Annotated in this window: 20 protein-coding genes; 3 read left to right on the top strand and 17 right to left on the bottom strand. The window is 69.2% G+C overall.

The features are described 5' to 3' along the window. Positions 1 to 335: 335 nt before the first annotated feature. Genes EZ313_RS03065 through EZ313_RS03050 form a run of 4 tightly spaced genes read right to left on the bottom strand, consistent with a single transcriptional unit; the run spans position 336 to position 3,198 of the window. Positions 336 to 908, bottom strand: a complete 573-nt coding sequence (locus EZ313_RS03065) for a DUF1643 domain-containing protein (protein WP_135261742.1) — start codon at positions 906 to 908, stop codon at positions 336 to 338. A gap of 36 nt (positions 909 to 944) precedes the next feature. Continuing rightward, positions 945 to 1,649 (bottom strand): nitroreductase, encoded by a 705-nt coding sequence (locus EZ313_RS03060; RefSeq protein ID WP_135261741.1) that lies wholly within the window; start codon positions 1,647 to 1,649, stop codon positions 945 to 947. Next, positions 1,636 to 2,208: a 4-hydroxylaminobenzoate lyase gene (locus EZ313_RS03055; protein ID WP_135261740.1), complete on the bottom strand. Its 573-nt coding sequence runs from the start codon at positions 2,206 to 2,208 to the stop codon at positions 1,636 to 1,638. The genes EZ313_RS03060 and EZ313_RS03055 overlap by 14 nt, the downstream gene beginning before the upstream one ends. Positions 2,209 to 2,211: 3 nt before the next feature. Further along, positions 2,212 to 3,198 (bottom strand): tripartite tricarboxylate transporter substrate-binding protein, encoded by a 987-nt coding sequence (locus EZ313_RS03050; RefSeq protein WP_135261739.1) that lies wholly within the window; start codon positions 3,196 to 3,198, stop codon positions 2,212 to 2,214. A gap of 117 nt (positions 3,199 to 3,315) precedes the next feature. On the opposite strand from EZ313_RS03050, the gene EZ313_RS03045 reads away from it, so the two are divergent. Next, positions 3,316 to 4,299, top strand: coding sequence for a LysR family transcriptional regulator (locus EZ313_RS03045; protein WP_135261738.1), 984 nt, complete (start codon positions 3,316 to 3,318; stop codon positions 4,297 to 4,299). Between the two features lie 75 nt (positions 4,300 to 4,374). Here EZ313_RS03045 and EZ313_RS03040 read toward each other — a convergent pair whose 3' ends face one another. Beyond that, positions 4,375 to 4,728 carry an STAS/SEC14 domain-containing protein gene (locus EZ313_RS03040; RefSeq protein WP_135261737.1) on the bottom strand — a complete coding sequence of 118 codons (354 nt, stop codon included), beginning with the start codon at positions 4,726 to 4,728 and terminating at the stop codon, positions 4,375 to 4,377. Positions 4,729 to 4,738: 10 nt separating this feature from the next. Further along, positions 4,739 to 4,930, bottom strand: coding sequence for a hypothetical protein (locus EZ313_RS03035; protein WP_135261736.1), 192 nt, complete (start codon positions 4,928 to 4,930; stop codon positions 4,739 to 4,741). A gap of 380 nt (positions 4,931 to 5,310) precedes the next feature. Between EZ313_RS03035 and EZ313_RS03030 the strand changes: the two genes are divergently transcribed. Further along, positions 5,311 to 5,943 carry an ATP-dependent DNA ligase gene (locus EZ313_RS03030; protein ID WP_135261735.1) on the top strand — a complete coding sequence of 211 codons (633 nt, stop codon included), beginning with the start codon at positions 5,311 to 5,313 and terminating at the stop codon, positions 5,941 to 5,943. Between the two features lie 117 nt (positions 5,944 to 6,060). Here the strand turns inward: EZ313_RS03030 and EZ313_RS03025 are convergent, their stop codons facing one another. From EZ313_RS03025 to EZ313_RS02990, 8 genes are read right to left on the bottom strand one after another with little or no spacing between them, the layout of a single operon-like run. Next, a complete protein-coding gene (locus EZ313_RS03025; protein ID WP_135261734.1) occupies positions 6,061 to 7,374 on the bottom strand; it encodes a DUF3422 family protein in 1,314 nt (437 codons plus the stop codon). Next, positions 7,335 to 8,633: a D-amino acid dehydrogenase gene (locus EZ313_RS03020; protein WP_135261733.1), complete on the bottom strand. Its 1,299-nt coding sequence runs from the start codon at positions 8,631 to 8,633 to the stop codon at positions 7,335 to 7,337. The genes EZ313_RS03025 and EZ313_RS03020 overlap by 40 nt, the downstream gene beginning before the upstream one ends. After that, on the bottom strand, positions 8,630 to 10,081 hold the full coding sequence (locus EZ313_RS03015; protein WP_135261732.1) for an NAD-dependent succinate-semialdehyde dehydrogenase: 1,452 nt from the start codon (positions 10,079 to 10,081) through the stop codon (positions 8,630 to 8,632). Before EZ313_RS03015 ends, EZ313_RS03020 begins: the two co-directional genes overlap by 4 nt. A gap of 47 nt (positions 10,082 to 10,128) precedes the next feature. Continuing rightward, entirely contained in the window at positions 10,129 to 10,986 is an 858-nt protein-coding gene (locus tag EZ313_RS03010) for an N-formylglutamate amidohydrolase (RefSeq protein ID WP_135261731.1), read from the bottom strand. 16 nt (positions 10,987 to 11,002) lie between these two features. After that, entirely contained in the window at positions 11,003 to 12,844 is a 1,842-nt protein-coding gene (locus EZ313_RS03005; RefSeq protein ID WP_135261730.1) for an ABC transporter ATP-binding protein, read from the bottom strand. Further along, complete coding sequence (locus tag EZ313_RS03000) at positions 12,844 to 13,713, bottom strand: ABC transporter permease (RefSeq protein ID WP_135261729.1); 870 nt, start codon at positions 13,711 to 13,713, stop codon at positions 12,844 to 12,846. The genes EZ313_RS03005 and EZ313_RS03000 overlap by 1 nt, the downstream gene beginning before the upstream one ends. After that, entirely contained in the window at positions 13,710 to 14,666 is a 957-nt protein-coding gene (locus EZ313_RS02995; protein ID WP_135261728.1) for an ABC transporter permease, read from the bottom strand. Before EZ313_RS02995 ends, EZ313_RS03000 begins: the two co-directional genes overlap by 4 nt. Continuing rightward, positions 14,663 to 16,282 carry an ABC transporter substrate-binding protein gene (locus EZ313_RS02990; RefSeq protein WP_135261727.1) on the bottom strand — a complete coding sequence of 540 codons (1,620 nt, stop codon included), beginning with the start codon at positions 16,280 to 16,282 and terminating at the stop codon, positions 14,663 to 14,665. The genes EZ313_RS02995 and EZ313_RS02990 overlap by 4 nt, the downstream gene beginning before the upstream one ends. Before the next feature lie 201 nt (positions 16,283 to 16,483). On the opposite strand from EZ313_RS02990, the gene EZ313_RS02985 reads away from it, so the two are divergent. Beyond that, positions 16,484 to 17,668 (top strand): M20 aminoacylase family protein, encoded by a 1,185-nt coding sequence (locus EZ313_RS02985; protein ID WP_135261726.1) that lies wholly within the window; start codon positions 16,484 to 16,486, stop codon positions 17,666 to 17,668. Positions 17,669 to 17,720: 52 nt separating this feature from the next. Here EZ313_RS02985 and EZ313_RS02980 read toward each other — a convergent pair whose 3' ends face one another. From EZ313_RS02980 to EZ313_RS02970, 3 genes are read right to left on the bottom strand one after another with little or no spacing between them, the layout of a single operon-like run. Continuing rightward, positions 17,721 to 18,833 carry an MFS transporter gene (locus EZ313_RS02980; protein ID WP_135261725.1) on the bottom strand — a complete coding sequence of 371 codons (1,113 nt, stop codon included), beginning with the start codon at positions 18,831 to 18,833 and terminating at the stop codon, positions 17,721 to 17,723. Positions 18,834 to 18,877: 44 nt separating this feature from the next. Next, entirely contained in the window at positions 18,878 to 20,155 is a 1,278-nt protein-coding gene (locus EZ313_RS02975; protein ID WP_135261724.1) for an NAD(P)/FAD-dependent oxidoreductase, read from the bottom strand. Then, on the bottom strand, positions 20,152 to 21,318 hold the full coding sequence (locus EZ313_RS02970) for a DSD1 family PLP-dependent enzyme (protein WP_135261723.1): 1,167 nt from the start codon (positions 21,316 to 21,318) through the stop codon (positions 20,152 to 20,154). The genes EZ313_RS02975 and EZ313_RS02970 overlap by 4 nt, the downstream gene beginning before the upstream one ends. Positions 21,319 to 21,327: the final 9 nt, after the last annotated feature.

The raw sequence follows: 21,327 nt of genomic DNA, 5'->3' as shown, positions 1-21,327 counted from the left end.
GCCATGCCTTCTGGATCGCCGCGCGCGGACCACGTCTGCGCGCCGCCCTTTTCTGTAAGCACCTGCGCAGCAGCGCCTGAGGAGCACGCACGATACGTGGTCAGTACGGCGCCGCTTCGCTCTCGGCAGCAGCAGGTGCGGGCGCGCCCGGAGCGGTGCATTGCTCACGTCTTTTTTCCGATCACGCACCAGACTCGCCCCCGGCCTTCGTCATCGACCCGACCAGCCTCATGTCCGTGGTTGACGCGGACCGCAGGATCACTTGTCGGGAGGAGTCCCTGATGACCCATGTCCAAAGCAGAATGCCGGCCTTCGCAGATGGCCGGACGCGGACATCAGGCTACGAACAAGAACGGTTTCAGTCCCACATCCAACTTGCTGTAAAGGATCTTCGCGTTGCCGGGATGCGGCGGGAAGTCGGTTGCGAGGTCGAACTGCAAGAGGTTCTTGCCAATGAAGAGCGGCTGTAGCTGCCGCAGCCGCTCGGGAAACCTGTACTTTCCTTCGTTCTTCAGTTGGCCGAAAACGAAAAGGAAATCCTGGTGCCTGCGGATCGCGCAGCGCAGGATGCGGTCCGCCTGCGGGTGCTCCACATCGCCGAACTCCTTGCGCTTGTCCACCCGCGTATAGAGGTTCAGCATCAGCATGGCGCCGTACTGCGGAAGACGCTCGTGAACGTAGCGCTCGAGATATCGGACCGTCTTGTCTGCATGCTCCTCGCCAGCATCGCTGGGGTTCTGCCCCACGAGACACAGCGTGCTGGCTGGTGGCCGATGGCGGAAGGGGATCTTCAAGAGCGCGCGATGCGTGCGGCCGCGCACGAAGACCGCTCGCACGCGCTCCAGGTCGACTTGCTCGAAGTGCGGAACAGGCTTGCCTTGCATCCGAGCGCCCATGGTATCGGACACGGCTGCTTCCGACCCAAAGCAGGCTTGCGGCTCCTGCTACCCATCAAACCCGACCAGCCGCGCAAAGTCCTGCACCGGCCGCCGTGGCATTTGCATCCGGTTCACTGCGGCGGCCATGTCGCCGTAGCCCATCGACATGCCGCAAGCCGTGACCTCCCCCTCGGGAATGCGCAGCTGCGATGCGATCACCGGATGGAAGCGCGCGAACGACACCTGCGGACAGGTGTCGAGGCCGCGCGCCTTGGCGGCGATCATCACGTTCTGCACGAACAGGCCGAGGTCCAGCCAGCTGTGGCGCGTCAAGCGGGAGTCGATGGTGAAGATCAGGCCCACCGGTGCGCCGAAGAAGCCGAAATTGCGCAATGTCTGCCGCGCGCGCGCCGCACCGTCGCTACGGTCGATGCCCAGGCAGCCGTAGTAGCGCTGTGCGAAATCGGCATGGTGACGGCCGAAGTCCTCCGGCAGCGGATCCGGGAAGTGCCGCGAGGGGGGCAGCTTGTCCTCGCGGAAGGCGGCGACCAGCGCTTCGCCCAGCGCCTGCATGGGCGGGCCGGTCACCACGTAGACCCGCCAGGGCTGGGTGTTCGAGTTGCTCGGAGCGCGGGCGGCCACCTGCAGGATGTCCAGCACGTCGCTCCGGCGGACCGGATCCGCGCGGTACGCGCGAACCGATCGGCGCGAGCGCAGCACCGCGTTCACGCACTCGCCGATCTCCTCCTGCGACCACTCACGGCTGGGCATCGGCTGCTCCTTCCTCCGGCGGCGCAGGGTGGTAGGCGATCCGCCCCGCGGGAAGGAAGAACAGTGCGATGACCGCCCCGCCCTTGGCCTCCGGGTAGTGGTGGCTGCCGGGCGCCGGGGCGGTCCAGCCCGCCCCGCACCAGCCGTTGGGCCCGTTCAGCGCGGCGCCCGGATCGAGCGGCACCACCATGTTGAACTCGCCGTAAGGATGGGCGTGGTACTGGCCGCGGTAGGCGTTGCCGGCATGCCCCTGGCGATTGCCGGTGCTGTCCATGTAGACGGCGGTGATGCTGAAGTGCCGCGTCCGCTCGGAGGGCTCCGCGATGCGGCTGCGCCGGTACACGGGGCCGTCCAGTTCGACGTTGGCGGCCCAGCCGTCGCGCACGCCGTTCTTCACCAGCCGTGCAAGGGTCTGGTAGAGCTCGCTGTCCGGCCCGTAATGCCGGTTCAACCAGCGCTCGGTCTCGCTTCCAGCGGTCATGTCCTTCACTTCGTCGAGGAAGGTGATGCTGCGCTCGATGAGCGCCTCGCGATCGGGGATCGTCGGTTCCAGGGCCATGGCTCACTCCTCCGAACGGAAGCCCGACGCGCGAACCACGGGCCCCCAGAACTCGCGCTCGCGCTGGATCTGCCGGGCATAGTCCTGCGGCTCCAGAGTGTGCACCTCCAGCCCGACCTGATCGAAGGCAGCGCGCAAGGCGGGGTCCTTGCTCGCGGCCACGATGGATTCGTACAGGGCGCGGATGGTGGCCTCGGGCGTGCCGGGGGGCGCGAAGACGCCGTACGTTTCGCCGCCGCGGATCTTTGCGAAGCCTTGCTCGGCGAAAGTAGGCACGCCGGCCATGAACTTCGAGCGCTTTTCCGCGGCGACACCGAGGATCCTGATGCGTCCCTGCTGCAGGTATGGCAGGAAGTCCGCCACGAAGCCGAAATAGGCGGGAATCTGCCCCCCGACGAGGTCCTGCATGGCTGGCGCGGAGCCGCGATAACCCACGTGCTGCAGCTTCATCGCGCCGGCCTCGGACAGCTGGTAGCCGAGGAAGTGGGCGACCGACCCGGCCGCGGGCGATGCGTAGGTCGCGCCCGAGGGCGTGCGACGCGCCCACGCGACGTAATCGTCCATGGTGCGTACCGCGGCGGGCACGGCGCTGCTGACGGCAAAGGCGCACGTGGCGGCCACAACGGGCGAGACCGGGGCGAAATCGGCGGCCGCGTCGTACTGGAGCCGCGGGTAGACGTGCGGGTAGATGGTGAGCGCGGAAGCGTGCGTGCAGAGCAGGACGCTGCCGTCGGCGCGCTCGCGCTTCAGCTGGCTGTTGGCGATGCGCCCCGCGGCGCCAGCCCGGTTGTCGACGATGCACTGCCGGCCTTGCTTGCGCCAAGCCTCCGCCAAGTGCCTCGCGGTGGTGTCCAGCGTGCCGCCGGCCGGATAGCCGACGATGAGTTTTGCGGTGCCGCCGCCGGATTGCGCCAGCACCGGCAGGAGCCAGCCGGCGGCCGGTGCGGCAAGTGCCATCCGCGCGAATGCGCGGCGGGAGAGAGCTTGCATGGTGGACCTCGTGTCGTCAGGGGAAGTGCGGCGAATGATGGTCGGCCGGCGAGTTGAATGGAACTGGCGTCTTTGCAAGAGCAAAATGCACGCAGTTCAACTCACGGGGACCCGACAGTGAGCATCGGCCGCATGGACCTGAACCTGCTGAAGGTGTTCGATGCCGTGTACGAGGATCGCAACCTGGTGCTTGCGGGGCGACGGCTGAACCTGAGCCAATCCGCGGTGAGTCATGCGCTCACGCGGCTGCGCGAACTGGTGGGGGACGACCTGTTCCTGCGCACCGGGAAGGGCCTGGCGCCGACGGCTCGCGCGACGGACATGGCACCCGCCTTGCGCGACTCGTTGCGCCGCATCGAGGCCACTCTCGGTGTCGAGCCCTTCTCACCGGAGCAGTCGGCCCGCCGCTTCGTGCTCGCGGCGAACGACCACGTGACGGCGGTAATCGTGGCGCCCCTGTCGCGCGAACTGCGCAGGACGGCTCCGCGCGTGGACCTCGTGATCCGGCCGTCCACCCGCCTGGACCTTGCCGAGCAGATCGACCTCGGCCGCATCGACCTCGCGATCGGCATCTTCTCCCAGGTGCCGCCGCGGCTGAATGCCCGCACGCTCCTGACGCAGGGAGAGGTCATCCTCATGCCCCGGGGACATCCGGCAGCGCGACGCAAGCTCATGCTCGCCGACCTGGCCCGCTACCCGCTGGTCACCATCTCCGTCGGCGGCCAGGAGGAAGGTGCCGTGGACGGCTTCATCCTGGAGCGCGGGCTCGCGCGCCAGTCGGAGATGTTCGACCGCCACGCGTTGGAGGCGGCGCTGGCGGACGTCGGGAAGGTGCCTCGGCTGCGCGTGACGGTTCCGCATTCGCTGGCCATCCCGGCGCTCCTGCGCGAGAGCGACATGCTGTCCATCGTCCCGGCTTCACTGGCCACGGCGCTCACGCGCAGCGGTGAGTTGCTCCTGCGCCAGCCGCCCTACCCGGCCGGTACCGCCATCACGCGTGCCGTCTGGCATCGCAGGAACGATCACGATCCGGCGCACGTCTGGCTGCGGGACACGATCGTCGAAGTCGCGAAGGCGGCGGGTGAAAGCGCAGGGGCGTAGGCTGTCCGCATGTGGCGGCTACCGGCCCGGCACGCTTCCTGGTAACGCGCGAGCTGCCGCCTCGGGGCGCCTCGCTCATATGTGCAGCCAGTCCCGCGCCTGATCCACATCTGTGAATGTCCGGAAGTTGAGACCTTGCTTCTGGGCTGTCTTCTCGCTCGTTCCTTTTCGCTCGCGCTCCGACACGACCGACGCCACCCGCTCGAGTTGTTTGAGGGCAGAGGCGAAATGAACGCCGAAATTCAGGTGCTCCGAGAACGTGATGTCGGGCTCGACCGCAAGCAAGTCGAACAAAGCGCGTCGATGCCCATTCATGCTTGCGACTCTGGCAACAAGGTCGGCCATGCCGCAGAGGTCGGCGAGGTTCGCTCGACCACTCGCGACCGCCTTGATGTGCGAGGAATCTTCCTGGATGGCGACACAGAACATCGTGGAAGTTCTAGGCCGGCGCCGGCCAGATCAGCCCGAAGAAGTCATCGGCGGCCCTGCGCTTCTCGGCTGCGTTTCGAGCCAGCTTCGCGAATTCGAGGGAGTTGGCCGCCTGCATCCCTTTGACGACGTCTTCGGCCCGAAGCGCATCCAACTCCAGCCCACGCCACTGGCGCAGCTGTACTGCGAATTCTTCCATCATGGCCGCACGTCGCCTCCCTCGACGAAGTGTCGGCGACTAATGTTCGCCAGCGAACATTGGCTCGAGTCCTTGGACTCTTGTCGCAAAACCTGCGGAAAAGTGCCGGCGTCTGTGCTCGACGAAGAACTGCAGCGCGCTTGACTTCCAGGTCCGCCACACCCGCGGGCGCGTGAGTCAGCACCGGGCCTTGTCACCCTCCGGGTGGGCCATTTGCCCCACTCTCGACGTGAAGGGAGGCCGCCAGTTCGAGCCCTTCTGCTGGCCCCCACAGTCGTTCCTGACCCCACGCTGCTGAGTTCGCTTGGCACGGGGCATGCGAGTGCACACGACACCTTCGTGCATTCGCACGGCGGCAAGGACGCGCTCATTCCGTCACCGACATGGAGCGAATCGATCAGGATCACATCGAAGCGCTGCGGCATTCGCGCCGCAGTGTCGCGATTTCCATCCCCGCTCCGATGCTCCCGCTGAAGGGCCTGCGCCGACCGTTCACCGACCCGGATTGGATCTACGAGAAGCAGTACGACGGGTTTCGATGCATGGCTGCCATCGACGACGGGCAGGTGCGGCTGCGCTCGAAAGGTGGCCGCACCTGTACTGCGTGGTTCCCCGAGATCACCAAGGCTCTGCAGATGCTGTCCGGCGGCCCTCACATCATCGATGGTGAAGTCTGTGTCCTTGACGAGAACGGCGTCTCGCACCTGGATCGGCTTCAGGAGCGCGCACGCAAGCGCCGACTCCATCCGGTTTCACCTGCGGTCACCTTCGCGGTCTTCGACATCCTCATGCACGACGGCCGCTCCGTGATGGATGTGCCGCTCACTGAGCGCAAGAGGATGCTGCGGAAGTTGTTGTCCAGCCTGGACGAAACGAGCCTCCTTTGCGTCAGCGACATGCCTGCCAGCACCGACTTGGATGTGCAGGTCGAAGGCGTGATCGCCAAGCACCTCGACAGCCCCTACCTCGCTGGAGTGCGCAGCGATGCGTGGCTGAAGATCGGCCGACGCAGTTGACCCGGGGCCGCTGCGACAGGCTTTGCCCATCAGCCATTTCCGGGATCGAGCCTGCTGTGACGCGGCCTGGCACCCAGCGTTCGACGTGTGCGCATCGTGCGAGCCGCAGGGCAGCGCTCACCCTTCCAGGACCCGCGCATGCAGCCGCCGAAGGCTCCACCAGACCGCGAAGGCAATCACAGGGATCGCGACGGCGGCCGAAGCCTCGCCGCTGTAGGGCCAGCCCAACCCCGCCGCACCCTTGGCGAGGTACGCCACCAGGCCCGCGATGTAGTAGGTGATGGCGGCGACCGAGAGCCCCTCCACGGTGGCCTGGAGCTTCAGCTGAAGCCCTTGCCGCCGGTTCATCGCTCCGAGCAGCCCCTGGCTGCTTTGCTGTTGCTCGATCTCCACCCGCGTGCGCAGCAGGTTGCTGATGCGCGACACGCGTTCTGACAGCGCCGACTGCCTGCGCACGGCCCAGGCGCAGGTGGCGGCCGCGGGCGACAGCCGGCGGTTCATGAACTCGCGGATGGTCTGCAGGCCCGGCAGGGGCGACTCGCCGACGTCCGCGATGCGGCGGTCGACCAGCTCGAAGTAGGCCGCGCTGGCGCTGAACCTCGCGTGCGTGGCCGCGTAATGGCTCTCCACCTTGGCCGCCAGCCGCGTCAGCCTGTCGAGGAGCTGCGGCTCCTGGTCGCGGCCGGCCGCGCGGATGGCAGCGGCGAGTTCCGCCAGCTCGCACTCGGCATCGCCCAGCACGGCCGCGGCCCCTCGCGCGGCCGGCAGGCCCAGCAACGCCGCCATCCGGTACGTTTCGATCTCGAGCAACTGCTGCACCAGCCGCCCCAGCTGCCTCGGCCGCGCGCTGCCCGCGAACAGCAGCATCCGGGAGAAGCCGTCGGCGTGGAGAGCGAAATCCGTGAACGCCTCGCAAGCGCCGTCGCCGACGCGGGCGCCGACCAGCGTCTCCTCGTTCAGCAGGGCTTTCGGATGCGGGCCGCCGTCCGCGGGCCCGCCCGGCAGCACCCACACGTGCATCGCGCAAAGCACGCGGCCCGGCAGGACCCGCAGCCACTCGCGGGGGACAGGCTCGATGGCTTCCCGGGGCTCGCGTAGCAGCGCATCGGCCATCGGTCGCGAGAACGTCCAGGTGACGAACTCGGTGTGCAGCTCCCAGCGCAGGCGGAAGCCGGGGAGCTCGGTCCGGACATGCGTGCCGTGCTCGTCCGGGGGCGGAAGGTGGTGATCGCGCAGCAGCGCGGCCAGGTGCTCGCGGCTGTGCGCACGCTCCTCGCCGTCGCAAAGCATGACGACGTGCGAGATCGCGAGCGGCGCCGCCATGGCCTCCGGCGGCCGCGCATGCACCTCGTTGTGAAGCGCTGCGCGCTGCTCGTGCGTGCGCGGCAGCGTCAGGCGCTCAGCCCGGGTGCCGTCGAAGGGCTGGTCCATCGGCCTGGCTGCCGGGGCGCGTAGCGCGCCACGGACAGATCGTCGCTGCGGATGTCTGGAGCGCGGCCGGACATCACGTCGGCGAGCACTCGCGCCGATCCGCACGCCATCGTCCAGCCCAGCGTGCCGTGGCCGGTGTTCAGGTACAGGTTGGCCACCGGCGTGCGGCCGACCAGCGGTGTGCCGTCCGGGGTCATCGGCCTCAGCCCCGTCCAGAAATTGCACGAGCCCGCATAGCCGCCTCCTGGGAACAATTCGTGCAGGCACAGCTGCAGCGTTTCGCGCCGGCGGGGATTCAGGCGCAGGTCGAAGCCCCGCAGCTCTGCCATGCCCCCCACGCGGATGCGGCGGTCGAAGCGGGTGATCGCGACCTTGTAGCTTTCGTCGAGCACGGTGGAGACCGGCGCACGGTCCTCATTCGCGATCGGCAGCGTGATCGAGTACCCCTTGACCGGATACACCGGGATGTCCAGCACGCCCGACAGCATCGGCGTGGAATAGGCCCCGAGCGCCATGACGTAGGCGTCGGCCTTGAGGAGGCGCCGGCCCTGGATCACGCCCGCCACACGGCCCGAGCTCACCTCCACGCGTTCGACCGCATCACCGAACATGAAACGCACACCGATCGACCGCGCAAGGTGACCGAGCCCCGTCGTGAACAGGTGGCAGTCGCCGGTCTCGTCGCCGGGCAGGCGCAGGCCACCCACGAGCGGCGCGGTTGCGATCGCCGGCTCGGCACGCGCCAGTTCCGCAGCCTGCAGCAGTTCGAACGGCACGCCCGCCGCGCGCAGCACCTCCACATCCTTGGACACGGCCTCGAGCTGCGCACCGGTGCGAAACACCTGCAGGGTGCCGCCTTGCCGGCCCTCGTAGCGCAGGCCCGTGTCGGCGCGCAGTTGCGCGAGGCAATCGCGGCTGTACTGCGCCAGGCGCACCATGCGCTCCTTGTTGGCGGCGTAGCGTTGCGGGCTGCAGTTGCGCAGCATGTGCCACATCCAGCGCAGCTGGTCGGTCGTGCCGTCCAGGCCGATGGCCAGCGGCGCGTGCCGCTGGAACATCCAGCGCAGCGCCTTCAGGGGCACGCCGGGCGCCGCCCACGGCGCCGCATAGCCGGGCGACACCTGGCCCGCATTCGCGTAGCTGGTTTCCTGCGCCGGCCCCGCCTGGCGATCCACCACCGTCACTTCGTGGCCCGCGCGTGCCAGGTAGTACGCGGTGGTGGTGCCGATCACGCCGGCACCGAGCACGAGGACTTTCATGCCAGGTTCCCCTGGCACAGGTACTTCGTGTGCAGGTACTCGTCCAGGCCCCAGTGCGAGCCCTCGCGACCGTAGCCGGACTCCTTCACCCCGCCGAAAGGCGCGGCCGGCGCGGCTATGGCGCCTTCGTTGATGCCCACCAGCCCCGTCTCGAGCGCGGAGGCGACGCGCCAGATGCGCCTGACGTCGTTCGAGAAGAAGTAACCCGCCAGGCCGTACGGCGTGTCGTTGGCCTCGCCGACCACTTCCTCCTCCGTGGCGAAGCGGAACACGGGCACCACCGGCCCGAATGTCTCCTCGCCGGACAGCGCCATCTCGCGCGTGGCGCCGGTGAGCACGGTGGGCGCGTAGTAGTTGGGTCCGTTCGCGACGTCGCTGCGTACGCGCTGGCCGCCAACGACCACCTTCGCGCCCCTGGCCACGGCGTCGGCCACGTGCCGTTCGATCTTCTCCACGGCACGCGCGTTGATCATCGGCCCGATCTCGGCCTGCGGCCAGGTGGCGGGACCGACACGCAGGGCGCCGACCCGGGCCGCGAGCTTGTCGACGAAGCGGTCGTGCACCGAGTCGTGGACGTACACGCGGTTGGGGCTGACGCAGGTCTGGCCGCCGTTGCGGAACTTGGCGGCCATCAGGCCTTCGACCGCCGCCGGGATGTCCGCGTCCTCGAACACGATGAAGGCGGCGTTGCCGCCGAGCTCCAGCGACAGCTTCTTGAGCGTGGCGGCCGATTCGCGCGCCAGCAGCTTGCCCACCGGCGTGCTGCCCGTGAAACTGATCTTGCGCACGCGCCCGTCGGCCAGCCACTCGCCGACGACTTCGGGCGTGCGCTCGCGCGATGCGGGGATGATGTTCAGCACGCCGGGCGGCACGCCCGCCTCCTCGGCCAGCTTCACGAGCGCGAGGGCGGTGAGCGGCGTGTCCTCGGCCGGCTTCGCGACCACCGTGCAGCCGGCGGCCAATGCGGGCGCGATCTTGCGCGCGATCATCGCCGCCGGGAAGTTCCACGGCGTGACCACCGCGACCACGCCGACGGCTTCCCGCACGACCATCAGGCGCTTGGACGCGGCCGGCGTGGGGATCACCTCGCCGTAGGCGCGAACGCCCTCTTCCGCGAACCACTCGATGTAGGCGTTGCTGTACGCGATTTCGCCGCGGGACTCGGCCAGCGGCTTGCCCTGCTCCCGCGAAATGAGCGCGGCCAGGCGCTCCACGTCGCGTTCGACCAGCGCCTGCCACTTCTTGAGGACGAGGCAGCGCTCGCGCGCCGTGCGTGCCTTCCAGGCGGGCAGGGCCTGCGCGGCAGCGTCCGCGGCAAGCCGCGCGTCGGCCGCGCCGCCGTCGGCGACTCGCGCGACGAGGCTGTCGTCGGCCGGGTTGCGGACGTCGAATTCGCGGCCGTCCCGGGCGGCCTGCCAGCGGCCGCCGATGCAGTTCTGTGTTTCCATAAGGGTCATGTGGTTGGGGGCGGGGCGCCCGGTGCCTTCATCCGTGCTCACACGGGTCTCCTCGCGCGTTCGCCGGCCCGCTGCGCCACCGCCTCGAGCACCGCGCGCGCCACGCCCTGGATCGCTTCGAAGCCCTCGGTCTTCCCGAAGGACTTCACGTCCATGAACGTGCGCTTGTTGATCTCCACCATGATGCTTTCCTGCCGGCCGTCGGCCTTGCCGTAGCGGCGGTTCAGCTCGCCGCCGGTGTAAGGCGTGTTCACCGAGCACGTGTACCCCTGCTTGCGGATCGTTTCGGCGACGAACTCGATGAATTCGGCCGTGCTCGAGGTGCCGCGCAGGTTGCCCAGGCAGAAATCCATTCGTTCCTGGCCGGCGTCCGCGTGGGTCGGCGCTCCAACGGCGGACATGCAGTGGCAGCTCAGGTTGTAGTAGAAGCCATGCGCCGTGAGCATGCGGTCGGCGATCGATGCGAGCTCGCGGTGGTAGGGGCGGTAGTAGCGGTCCAGCCGGTGCTGCACTTCGGCCACCGTGAACTTGCGCTCGTGGAAGGTTTCCCCGTAGCGCGACTTCGTCTTGAGCAGCCCCAGGCCGCTTTTCGAGACGAACTCCAGCGGCACCGGCCACTGGCCGTCGATCAGGCCGGGGTCGATGTCCAGCTCGTGCCGGTTGGCGTCGATGTAGGTGTTGGGGAACAGCGCGTACAGCATCGTCGCGCCGTACTTCGGCGAGTCCCTCCAGATCTCGTCCACGTACATCGACACGTTGTCGTGCACGGTGTTGAACGAAAGCGGCGAGCGGTAGTCCGCCGGATAGAGCCGGCCGCTGCGCGAGACGTCCACGATGACGGGCACCGGCGCAGCGGCGGGGTCGTAGCGGTAGAAGACTTCGGGTTCGACGTACATGCGGAAGTCCTTGTCGTCAGGCCGCAACTTCCTGCTGCGGCTCGGCGGATCTCTGCAGCGCCAGCAGGTCCGCGGCGCTGCGGTGGCAGAACACCTCCACGCCCCCTTCGAGCTCGCGCCGCGGCGGGGTCCGGCTGTCGCACTGGCCGGCGACCCGCAAGGGGCAGCGGTCCAGGAAACTGCACAGCCCCGCGCGATCAGCCGGCGCGGCCACCAGCGGCAGCGCGGCACGCCGCGCGGACCCCACCTGGTCCAGCCACCCCGGGCGCAACTCGGGCACCGACGTCGCCAGCAGGTGGAAATAGGGATGGCGCGCAGCGCGGCCGAACGCCGAACGGCTCATGGCCTCGACCTTCTGCCCAGCATAGAGCACCACGATGTCGTCGCACACCGCGCGAACCGTGTTCAGGTCGTGGCTGATGAACATGTAGGCCACGCCGAGTTCCTTGCGCAACTGCGCGAGCAGGTCGAGGATGGCCGCGCCCACCACCGTGTCCAGCGCCGACGTCACCTCGTCGCAGAGGATGAGGTCGGGGTCCGCGGCGAGTGCCCGCGCCAGGTTCACGCGCTGCTTCTGGCCGCCGGACAGCCCCGCCGGCTGGCGGCCCGCGCAGGTTTGCGGCAGCTGCACCAGGTCCAGGAGCTGGGCAATCCGCTTGTCGAGCGCGTCGCGTTTCAGGCCTCGATACAGCTGCAGCGGCCGCGCCAGGATGTCCGAAATGGTGTGCGAAGGGTTCAGCGCGGTGTCCGCCATCTGGAACACGATCTGGATGCGCCGCAGCTCCTCCCGCGAGCGCTGTTCGACCAGCCGCGGCAGCGGCTTGCCGTCGAACAGCACCTGCCCGCCGGCCGGCCCGATCAGGCCGGCGACCACGCGCGCGAGCGTCGTCTTGCCCGAACCCGATTCGCCGATCACGCCGATCGCCTGGCCGCGATGCAGCTTCAGGCTCACGTCGTCCAGCACCGGCGCCGCCGGCTTCCCATGCTTGTCGAGGGGCCCGTAGCCCGCGACGAGCTGGCGCACTTCGAGCAGCGGGCCCGCGCCTTCGACAATGGCCTCGCCGCTGCGCGCCTTCGGGTTCGCGGCGGCGATGAGGCTGCGCGTGTAGTCGTCCTGCGGCTGGCTGATGATCTGCGGCGTGGCGCCGATCTCGCGCTGCGCACCGTCGCGCAGCACCAGGATGCGGTCGGCCATCTGCGCGACGACCGCCAGATCGTGCGTCACGTAAACGGCGGTGGTGCGACGCTCGCGCACCACGCGCCGGAACGCGTGCAGCACTTCGATCTGCGTCGTGACGTCCAGCGCGGTGGTGGGCTCGTCGAAGACCACGAGGTCGGGGTCGCTCATGAGCGCCATCGCGGCCATCAGCCGCTGCAGCTGGCCGCCCGACACCTGGTGCGGGTAGCGCTGGCCGATGGTCTCCGGATGCGGCAGTGCCAACTCGCGGAACAGCTGCACGGCCTTCTTCTCGGCTTGCGCACGCGGCATCAGCGAGTGGATGTGCGCGGTTTCCACCACCTGGTCCATGATGCTGCGCGAGGGGTTGAACGACGCCGCGGCGCTCTGGGCGATGTACGACACGCGCCGCCCGCGCAACTGCCGCCGCTCGGCCTCGGACAGGCCCAGCACGTCGGTGTCGCCGATGCGCACGGTGCCGCCGGCGATGCGGCAGCCACGGCGGGCGTAGCCCATCAGGGCCAGGCCGATCGTGGTCTTGCCCGAGCCGGACTCGCCGATCAGGGCCAGCACTTCGCCAGGCTCGATGCGGAACGAAACGTCCTTGACGATCTGCGTTTCCGTTCCGCCGGCCGCCTGCGCGACGATGCGCAGCTCATTCACGAGGACAGTGGCACCCATCAGTGAGTCTCCCGGTCGGCGTCGGTGTGACCCGGCAAGTTGTCGATGACCAGCGTTACGGCGATCGTCAGGGTGGCGATGGCCAGCGCGGGCGCGAGGACGGCGATGCCGCCCATGGGCAAGGCCCCGAGGTTCTCGCGCACCAGCGAGCCCCAGTCCGCCATCGGCGGCTGCACGCCCAGGCCGAGGAAGCTCAGGCTCGCCAGCAGCCGCAGCGCGTAGACGAAGCGCAGGCCCATGTCGGCCAGCAGCGGGCCCAGGATGTTGGGCAGGATCTCGCGCCGCATGATGTACGGGCGCCGCTCGCCCCGGGCCCGCGCCACGACGACGTAGTCCATCGCGTTGATGTTCACCGCGAGCGATCGGATGATGCGGTAGCAGCCCGGCGTGTACACGATGGCCGCGACCGCGATCAGCAAGGGAACGGAGGAGCCGAAGCCCGCGATGATCACCAGCGACAGCATCTTGCTCGGGATCGAGATCAACGTGTCCAGCACGCGGCTGAGCGCCTGGTCGAGCCAGCCGCCGGCGACCGCCGCCAGCAGGCCCAGGACCGCGCCGAACGTGCACGCAAGCAGCGTCGCCACCAGCGCCACGCCGATCGTGTACGGCGTGCCGGCGACGATGCGCACCAGCATGTCGCGTCCCAGGTAGTCGGTGCCCAGCCAGTGCTGCGCGCTGATGCCCTGGAACACGCCTGCGTCGGACATCTCGCCCAGTGCGCCGGTGGGCAGGAAGAGTGCGACCAGCCCGACGGCGGCCCAGAAGGCGATCACGGCCAGGCCCAGCTTGCCGGCGCGCGACCAGTTCGCGATCCACCTGCGCTTGCGCAGCGCGGCGGCGGGAGGAAGGAGTGCGGCGGTGTTCATTGGTGCCTCAGCCTGGGGTTGGCGACGATGCCGCACACGTCCGCGAGCAGCACCAGGATCAGGTAGGCCGCGCAGAAGATCATGGTGCAGGCCTGCACCAGCGGCATGTCGCGCTGGGCCACGGCATCGACCATCAGCTTGGCGATGCCGGGGTAGTTGAAGATCACCTCGATGATGATCACGCCGCCCAGCAGGTACGACAGGCTGAGGGCCACGGCGTTGGCGATCGGGCCGATCGCATTCGGCAGCGCGTGGAAGAGCACCGTGCGCGCGGCGGTCGCGCCCTTGAGCCGGACCATCTCGACGTAGGCCGCCGAGAGCTGGTCGATCACGGCGGCGCGCGTCATGCGCAGCATCTGCGCCGTGATCACGCTGCCCAGCGCCAGCACCGGCAGCGCGAACGAGCGCAGCATCTCGCCGGGCGACGACAGGCTGGCCGCGGACGACAGCGCCGGCAACCACTCCAGGTGCACCGCGAACACCAGCACCGCCAGCGTCGCCACCAGGAACTCCGGCACGCACACCACGGCCACCGTCGTCATGCTCGTCACCCGGTCGAAGGTGGAGCCGCGCCACAACGCGCAAAGGATGCCCAGGCCGAGCGCCAGCGGCACGGCACAGGCGGCCGTCACCGCCGCGAGCAGGAGCGAGTTGGGCAGCCGGCTCGCGACCGCCTCGGACACCGGCATGCCGTTCACGACCGACTTGCCCGGATCCCCCGTGGCGATCCCGCCCAGCCAGCTGACGTAGCGTTCCACCGCGCTGCGGTCGAGACCCATCTCCTTGCGCAGCGCAGACACCGCCTCCGGTGTTGCGTCCTGGCCGAGCTTCTCTTCGGCCGCGTCGCCCGGCAGCACCGCCGTGATCGCGAAGACCACGACGGAAACCGCCAGCAGGGAGCCGAAGCCCGACAGGACCCGGCCCGCCACCATTCGAAGGATGGTGGAGTTCATGCTTCCAGCCAGGCGTGTTCGGAGAACATGTAGCCCATCATTCCGCCGAGCGGGATCGGCGTCATGCCCTTGAGCTTCCTGCTGTGCCCGTCGAGGTTGGACATGAAGAACGGGATGCCGATGTTGCCTTCGTTGTGGATCATCGCCTGCAGGTCGGCATACGTCTGGGCGCGCTTGGCTTCGTCGGTTTCGGCGCGCGCCGCCAGCAGCAGCTGGTCGAACTTCTCGTTCTTCCAGCCGGACTCGTTCTGCGGCGAATCGGACTTGAAGAAGAGCGAGAGCATCACGTCCACGGAGGGCCGCGGATTGATCGTGCCGAAGCCCACCGGATGCTTCATCCAGTGCTGCGCCCAGTAGCCGTCGGCCGGCATGCGGCGCACGTCCAGGTTCACCCCCGACTGCCGGGCGGCGTGCTGCAGCACGAGGGCCATCTCGACGGAATTGATCGCCGCCGGAGACACCACCACGGGGATGGCCGCGCTGCCGATGTTGGCACGCTGGAAGTGCCACTTGGCCTTCTCCGGATCGTAAGGCCGCTGCTTGAGGCCCTTGGCGTAGAAGCGCATGCTCGGATGGATCGGCTGGTCGTTGCCCACCACGCCGTGGCCGATGACGATCGACTTGACCATCTGCTCGCGGTTGAACAGGTGCTTCATGCCGAGCACGAAATCCGGGTTGGTGCCCGGCCCGTTGTCGCGCCGCATGATCAGGTTGCTGTACAAACCCGCCTTGGTCTCGAAGACGGCGTGCTTGGGGCTTGCCTTCACCCGCTCGACCGAGCGCGGGTTGACGGCCGTGATCAGGTCGAGCTCGCCGGTCAGCAGCGCATTCACGCGCGCGGGTTCGTCGCCGATCCCGACATGCTCGATCTCGTCGAGGTACGGGCGGTTCGGCTTCCAGTAGTTCTCGTTGCGCACGCCGACCGCGCGCACGCCCGGCCGGAACTCCTTGAGCTTGTAGGGGCCGGTGCCGATGCCCGCATTGAAGTCGGTGGTGCCGTCCTTGACGATGTGGAAGTGGTACGTGCCCAGCACGACCGGCAGGTCGGCGTTCGGCGCGGCGAGCCGGATGGTGACTTCGTTCGGCCCGCTGGCCACCACTTCCTCGATCTGGTCGGCCAGCGCCTTGGCGCGCGAGCCGGTCGCGGGATTCTTGTGGCGCATGAGCGAGAAGATCACGTCCTGCGGCGTCAGCGGCTTGCCGTCGTGGAAGGTCACGCCCTTGCGCAGCTTGAGCACCCAGGTCTTGGCGTCCTTCGTCGTGAACTCCTCGGCCAGCTGGGGCTGCGGCGTCAGGCTGCCGTCCAGGTAGGTGAGCGAGTTGTAGAACATGAAGCCGCGGATGTAGTCCGTGTGGTTGGACTGCCGGGCCGGGTCGAGCGTGTCGCTCACCGCCGCGGTCGCGCCGGCCACCTTGATGCGGCCGCCCTTGCGCGGGGTCTGCGCGTGCGCCGCCGTCGCGACGCCGGCGATGCTGCCGGCCAGCGCCGCCTGCATCCCGGCCCCGGTCAGCAGCGCGAGCACGTCGCGCCGGCTCGCGCCGCGCTGCAGCGCGCCAAGGATCCGCGTGCTCTCTTCCGGGCCGACCAGGCCATCGAGCTGCTTGCTGTGTTCCATGGTGTGTCTCCTATGTGGCTTTCACCTGTGGGCATTGGAGCACCGCGGGTCAAGGGATATGTCTCGATCGGACGGGGGCGGTTGGCTCAAACTGCGGTTTTGGGGAGGGGCGGCGGCATGGTCTGCGGTGATCCCTGCGGGTCGACGCCGCCAAGTTCGTCCTAGAACGAGCACCCTGCATGCCGCGACGATCGTGGCCCGATGTCCAAGTCCAACCTCTCCCTCGATATGGACGACCTCCTGCCCGGCCTGATCGCATTCCGGCGCGACCTGCACGCGCACCCGGAACTCGCCTTCGAGGAGCGGCGCACGTCCCGCCTCGTGGCGGATGCACTGCGCGAGGTCGGGATCGAGGTGCACGAAGGCATCGCCGGCACGGGCGTCGTCGGCGTTCTGCGCGCCGGGATGTCGCAGCGCATCGTCGGCCTGCGCGCCGACATGGACGCGCTGCCGATCCTCGAGCAGGGCGAGCGTCCCTACATCAGCCGGCACGCAGGCGTCCACCATGGCTGCGGGCACGACGGACACACGGCCATGCTGCTGGGCGCCGCGCGGTACCTGGCGCGCACGCGCGACTTCGACGGACAGGTGGCCTTCATCTTCCAGCCGGCCGAGGAGGGCCGCGGCGGCGCGCGCGAGATGGTGAAACAGGGCCTCTTCGAACGCTTTGCCTGCGAGTCGGTGTTCGCGCTGCACAACTGGCCCGACCTGCCCGTTGGCGTGGCCGCCACCCGCACCGGCCCGATGATGGCGGCAGCCGACCGCTTCGACATCGTCGTGCGCGGCCGCGGCGCGCACGCGGCGCAGCCGCACCAGACGCCCGACGCCGTGCTCGCGGCCGCCGACCTCGTCACGCAACTGCACACCATCGTCTCGCGGCGCGTGCCGCCCACGCAGAACGCGGTGCTCTCCGTCACGCGCATCAGCGGCGGCCAGTCGCACAACGTGCTGCCGTCGGCGGTCGAACTGACCGGCACGGTGCGGACCTTCGACGCGGCCGTTCAGGACACGATCGAGGAAGCCATCCGCGCCGTCGCGGCGGGCGTCGCGCGCGGCAGCGGCACCCGCATCGATGTGGAGTACGTGCGCTACTACCCCGCGACCGTCAACACACACGCGCAAGCACAGCTCGCCCTGGAAGCCGCACGCCAGGCGGGCCTGGAAGCGGTGACCGCGCCTGCACCTGCCTTCACGTCGGAGGATTTCGCCTTCATGCTGCAGCAGCGCCCGGGTGCCTACCTCTGGCTCGGCCAGGGGCGCAAGGCCGGCGACGTGCCGCTGCACCACCCCTCCTACGACTTCAACGACGATGCGCTCGCTGGCGGCGTGCGCTGGCTCGTCGCGGTGGCGCGGCTCGCACTCGGGAGAAAAAGCCATGCGAAGTGACGCCCCCTTGCTGCTGCTCGACAAGGGCGAACCGATCCGCGCAGCGACCTCTTCAGTGCCTGGCAAGACCTAGCGCCAGCCTGGTGCCGGCACCGACCATCAAGCCCGCGGCCCAGAAGACCCCTGCTGCCCCGACCACGGCGCCGGCCAGGCCGGAGAGGATGGGGATGCCCACGCTGGACACGTTGATCACGACCACGCGCATCGCCACCGCCTGGCCGTAGCGGTGTTCAGGGGCCAGTTGGTGCAACAGGCTCATGACCATGGGCTGCGTGCTGCCCATCGTGAGCCCCAGCAGCACGGAGCACAACCCCATGGCCAGCGGATCGTGCATCAGCGGATAGATGCCGAACAGGAAGGCGGTGGCGGCCATCGCCCCGACCAGGATCGCCCATTCGCGCAGTTGTGCGGCCACCAGCGGCGTCAGCAGCCGCACGGCAGCGGCGGCGATGCCGAAGGCGCCCAGGATGCTGCCGATCTGCGAAGCCGTGAAGCCGCGCTCGTGCCCGAGCACCGGCACCAGGAAGGCATGGACGTCCCAGCACGCCGACAGCAGGCAGGTGACGATGAGGAGCCGGCGCAAGCCCGGCTCGCGCCACAGGTTCCAGGCGTCCCGGCCGTTGGCGGCCTCCGGCGGCGTGGACCCGCGATCGTGCGCGCCTCGAACCGACAGCCAGCCCAGCAGCGGCAGCGCGGCAATCGCCAGGAACGCCGCGCGAAACCCGGCGCCGTCGATCATGACGCCGGCTGCGACCGGGCCCAGGACGTTGGACAACGCCAGGCCGATCGCGAGCCACGAAAACGCCTGGCGGAGTGCGGCGGGATCGCTCACAAGGCGCGCGACGTGGCGCTGGACCGCGATGCCCGCGACACCGGCTGCACCGCCCGTGAGCAGGGCGCCGGCGCACAGCACGGGGAACACCGGCCATGCGGCCGCGATGGCGCAACCGGCCACGGCCGTCAGGACCGACCACCCAACCGGCCTCTTCAGCCCATGGTGCTCGCAGTAGCGGCCGGCGGGCAGCGCCAGGAACACCTGGGCCAGCGCGAACAGCGCGATCAGCAGTCCCACCGCCGCCTCGCGATGGCCCAGGCGCAGCGCCTGCAGCGGCGCGGCCATCCGCATGCCGGTGAGGCACGCGTTGAGGAACAGCACGGCCAGCATCAGCCGGGCCAGCTCCCCACCTGCGCCTCGGAGCGGGATCGGCTTCAGGAGAACTTGTCCTTGAGACGGTAGTAGGCGCCGACGAGCGGCAGGAACCACGGAGGCCCGAAATGCCCCGGGATCGCGGGCCACGCGAAGTCCTTCCACGGATTGAGCTCGGTGCGCCCGTCCATCACCTCCGCCATGATCGTTCCCATCAGCGTCGCCATCTGGGTGCCGTGGCCGCTGTACCCCATGGAGTAGTAGATGCCGTTGCGCTCGCCGGCGCGCGGCAGGCGGTCCTGCGTCATGTCGACCATGCCGCCCCAGCAATAGTCGATGCGCGGGGCAGGCAGGTCGGGGAACACGTCGTGCATGGCCGCGCGCAGGATCTCGCCGCTCTTCTCGTCGGAGTGGGGGTTGGAAACGGCGAAGCGGGCGCGGCCGCCGAACAACAGCCGGTTGTCCGGCGTTGTGCGGAAGTAGTTGACCAGGTTCTTCGTGTCCGTGGCCATCCTGCGCCGCGGCAGGAGCCGGTCGAGCGTCGACGTCGGCAGGGGCTCGGTCACGATGAGGAAGGCGCCGACGGGCACGACCCTGCGCCGGATCCATCCGAGCGGGCCCGTGTGCGAGATGCCGCTCGCCAGCAGTACCTGCGAGGCGTGGAGGCGGCCCTTCGGCGTATCGACCAGGTGGCCGCCGCGGGGGGCGGGACTCAGCCCCGTCATCGGCGTGTGCTCGTGGACGGTCACGCCGCGCCGGGCTGCCGCTTCGGCCAGGCCGCGCACGAAGCGGCCCACGTGCATGCCGGCGCTCTTGCGGAAGAGGAGCCCGCCGTGATACCGGTCGGAGCCGACCTCGCCGCGCAGCTGCGCGCGGCTGACCATCTCCGTGTCGGGATCCACATCGGCGGCGAGCAGCTGCTGGCTGCGCGCCAGCTTGTCGTAGTGCTCGGGTTTGGCCGCGAGCTTGATCTTGCCCACCCGCGCGAAGCTGCAATCGATGTTCTCTTCGCGCACCAGGCGTTCGACCGTGTCGACCCCCGCGTCGAAGGCCCGGTAGAGCCGGTTGGCGGCTTCCTTGCCGAGCTTCGCGGACATCATGCCGTAGTCCTGCGCGAAGCCGTTGTTGCACATGCCGCCATTGCGGCCCGAGGCCGCATTGCCGATGGTCTCCGCTTCGAGCAGCACGACGCGCGCGCCCTTCTTCGCCAGGGCCAGCGCCGCGGAGGAGCCCGTGAGGCCGCCACCGATCACCGCCACGTCGCATCGGCCCTCCACGGGGCCTGCATCGGCGCTCCTGAAGGGTTCCGACGTGTCCAGCCAATACGATGCGAGCTTCATTGCCAGCCCCCGAATCGCGGCCACTCGGCCTCCACAGCAGATGAAGTGCCGCGCACCACGTGATAGGCCGCGTGCTGGGCGCCCGTCGCGCACGCGTGGTTCGGCAGGATGCGCACGCGGTCCCCGATGGCCAGGTCCGGAAGCACGCCAGCGGAGCCCGGCCGCACGGTGATGATCCCGTGTTCCTGGTTCGCGTCGGCCATGATGAGGTCCGCATAGGGCTTGCCGCGGACGTCGCACACCAGCCCATAGCCCTGGTCGACTTGCTGCTTGCGCGTGCCGCGGTCCTGCGACATGGCCATCCAGCCCGCATCGACCAGGATCCAGCCTTTCTCGCGCTGGTGGCCGATGACCGTCGCCAGCACCGAGAGCGCGATGTCGTCGACCCTGCACACGCCGATGCCGGCCATGACAAGGTCGAAGAACACGAACACGCCGGCGCGCACTTCGGTCACGCCGGCGAGGTCGGTCGCGTGATGCGCGGTCGGGGTGGAGCCGACGCTGACCACCGGGCACGCGAGGCCCGCTTCCCGCAGGATCGTGGCCGCGTCGACCACGCTGCGCCGCTCGGCCTCCGCGCATTGCCGCAGGGCGTCGCTGCCGCGCGCCGCATAGCTGGCGCCCGCGTGCGTCATCACGCCGCGCAGCTGCGCCCCGTCTTCGAGGGCACGGCCGATGTCGAGCAGGCGCTGCCGGTCGGAAGGCAGCACGCCGGAGCGGTGGCCGTCGCAGTCGATCTCGATGAGGGCCGGGATGCGGGTGCCCGCCCTGCGCGAGGCGCTCGCCACCGCGCGCGCCTGCTCCACGCTGTCGAGCACGACGGCAACATCGGCGCCCTTGGCACGCAACGCGAGCACCTGCGGCAGCTTGGCCGGCGCGATGCCCACGGCGTAGATGATGTCGCGCACGCCGGCCGCCACGAACTGCTCGGCTTCCCTGAGGGTGGAAACCGTGGCCGGCCCCGCCGGCGAGGTCATCACGCGCCGCGCGACATCCACCGACTTGGCCGTCTTCAGGTGGGGACGCAGTGCGACGCCCAGGCCGTCCAGCCTGGTCCTCAGGCGCGCGATGTTCCGGTCCATCCGGTCGGCGTCGAGGACGAGGCAGGGCGTCGCCAGATCCTCCAGCGTGGCGGCGATGCCTTCGACCGCGGTGTGTTCCATGGATGGGTG

It is taken from the genome of Ramlibacter henchirensis (genome assembly GCF_004682015.1).
GTDB classification, from domain to species: Bacteria; Pseudomonadota; Gammaproteobacteria; order Burkholderiales; family Burkholderiaceae_C; genus Ramlibacter; species Ramlibacter henchirensis.
This window is presented reverse-complemented; position numbering and strand designations above follow the sequence as displayed.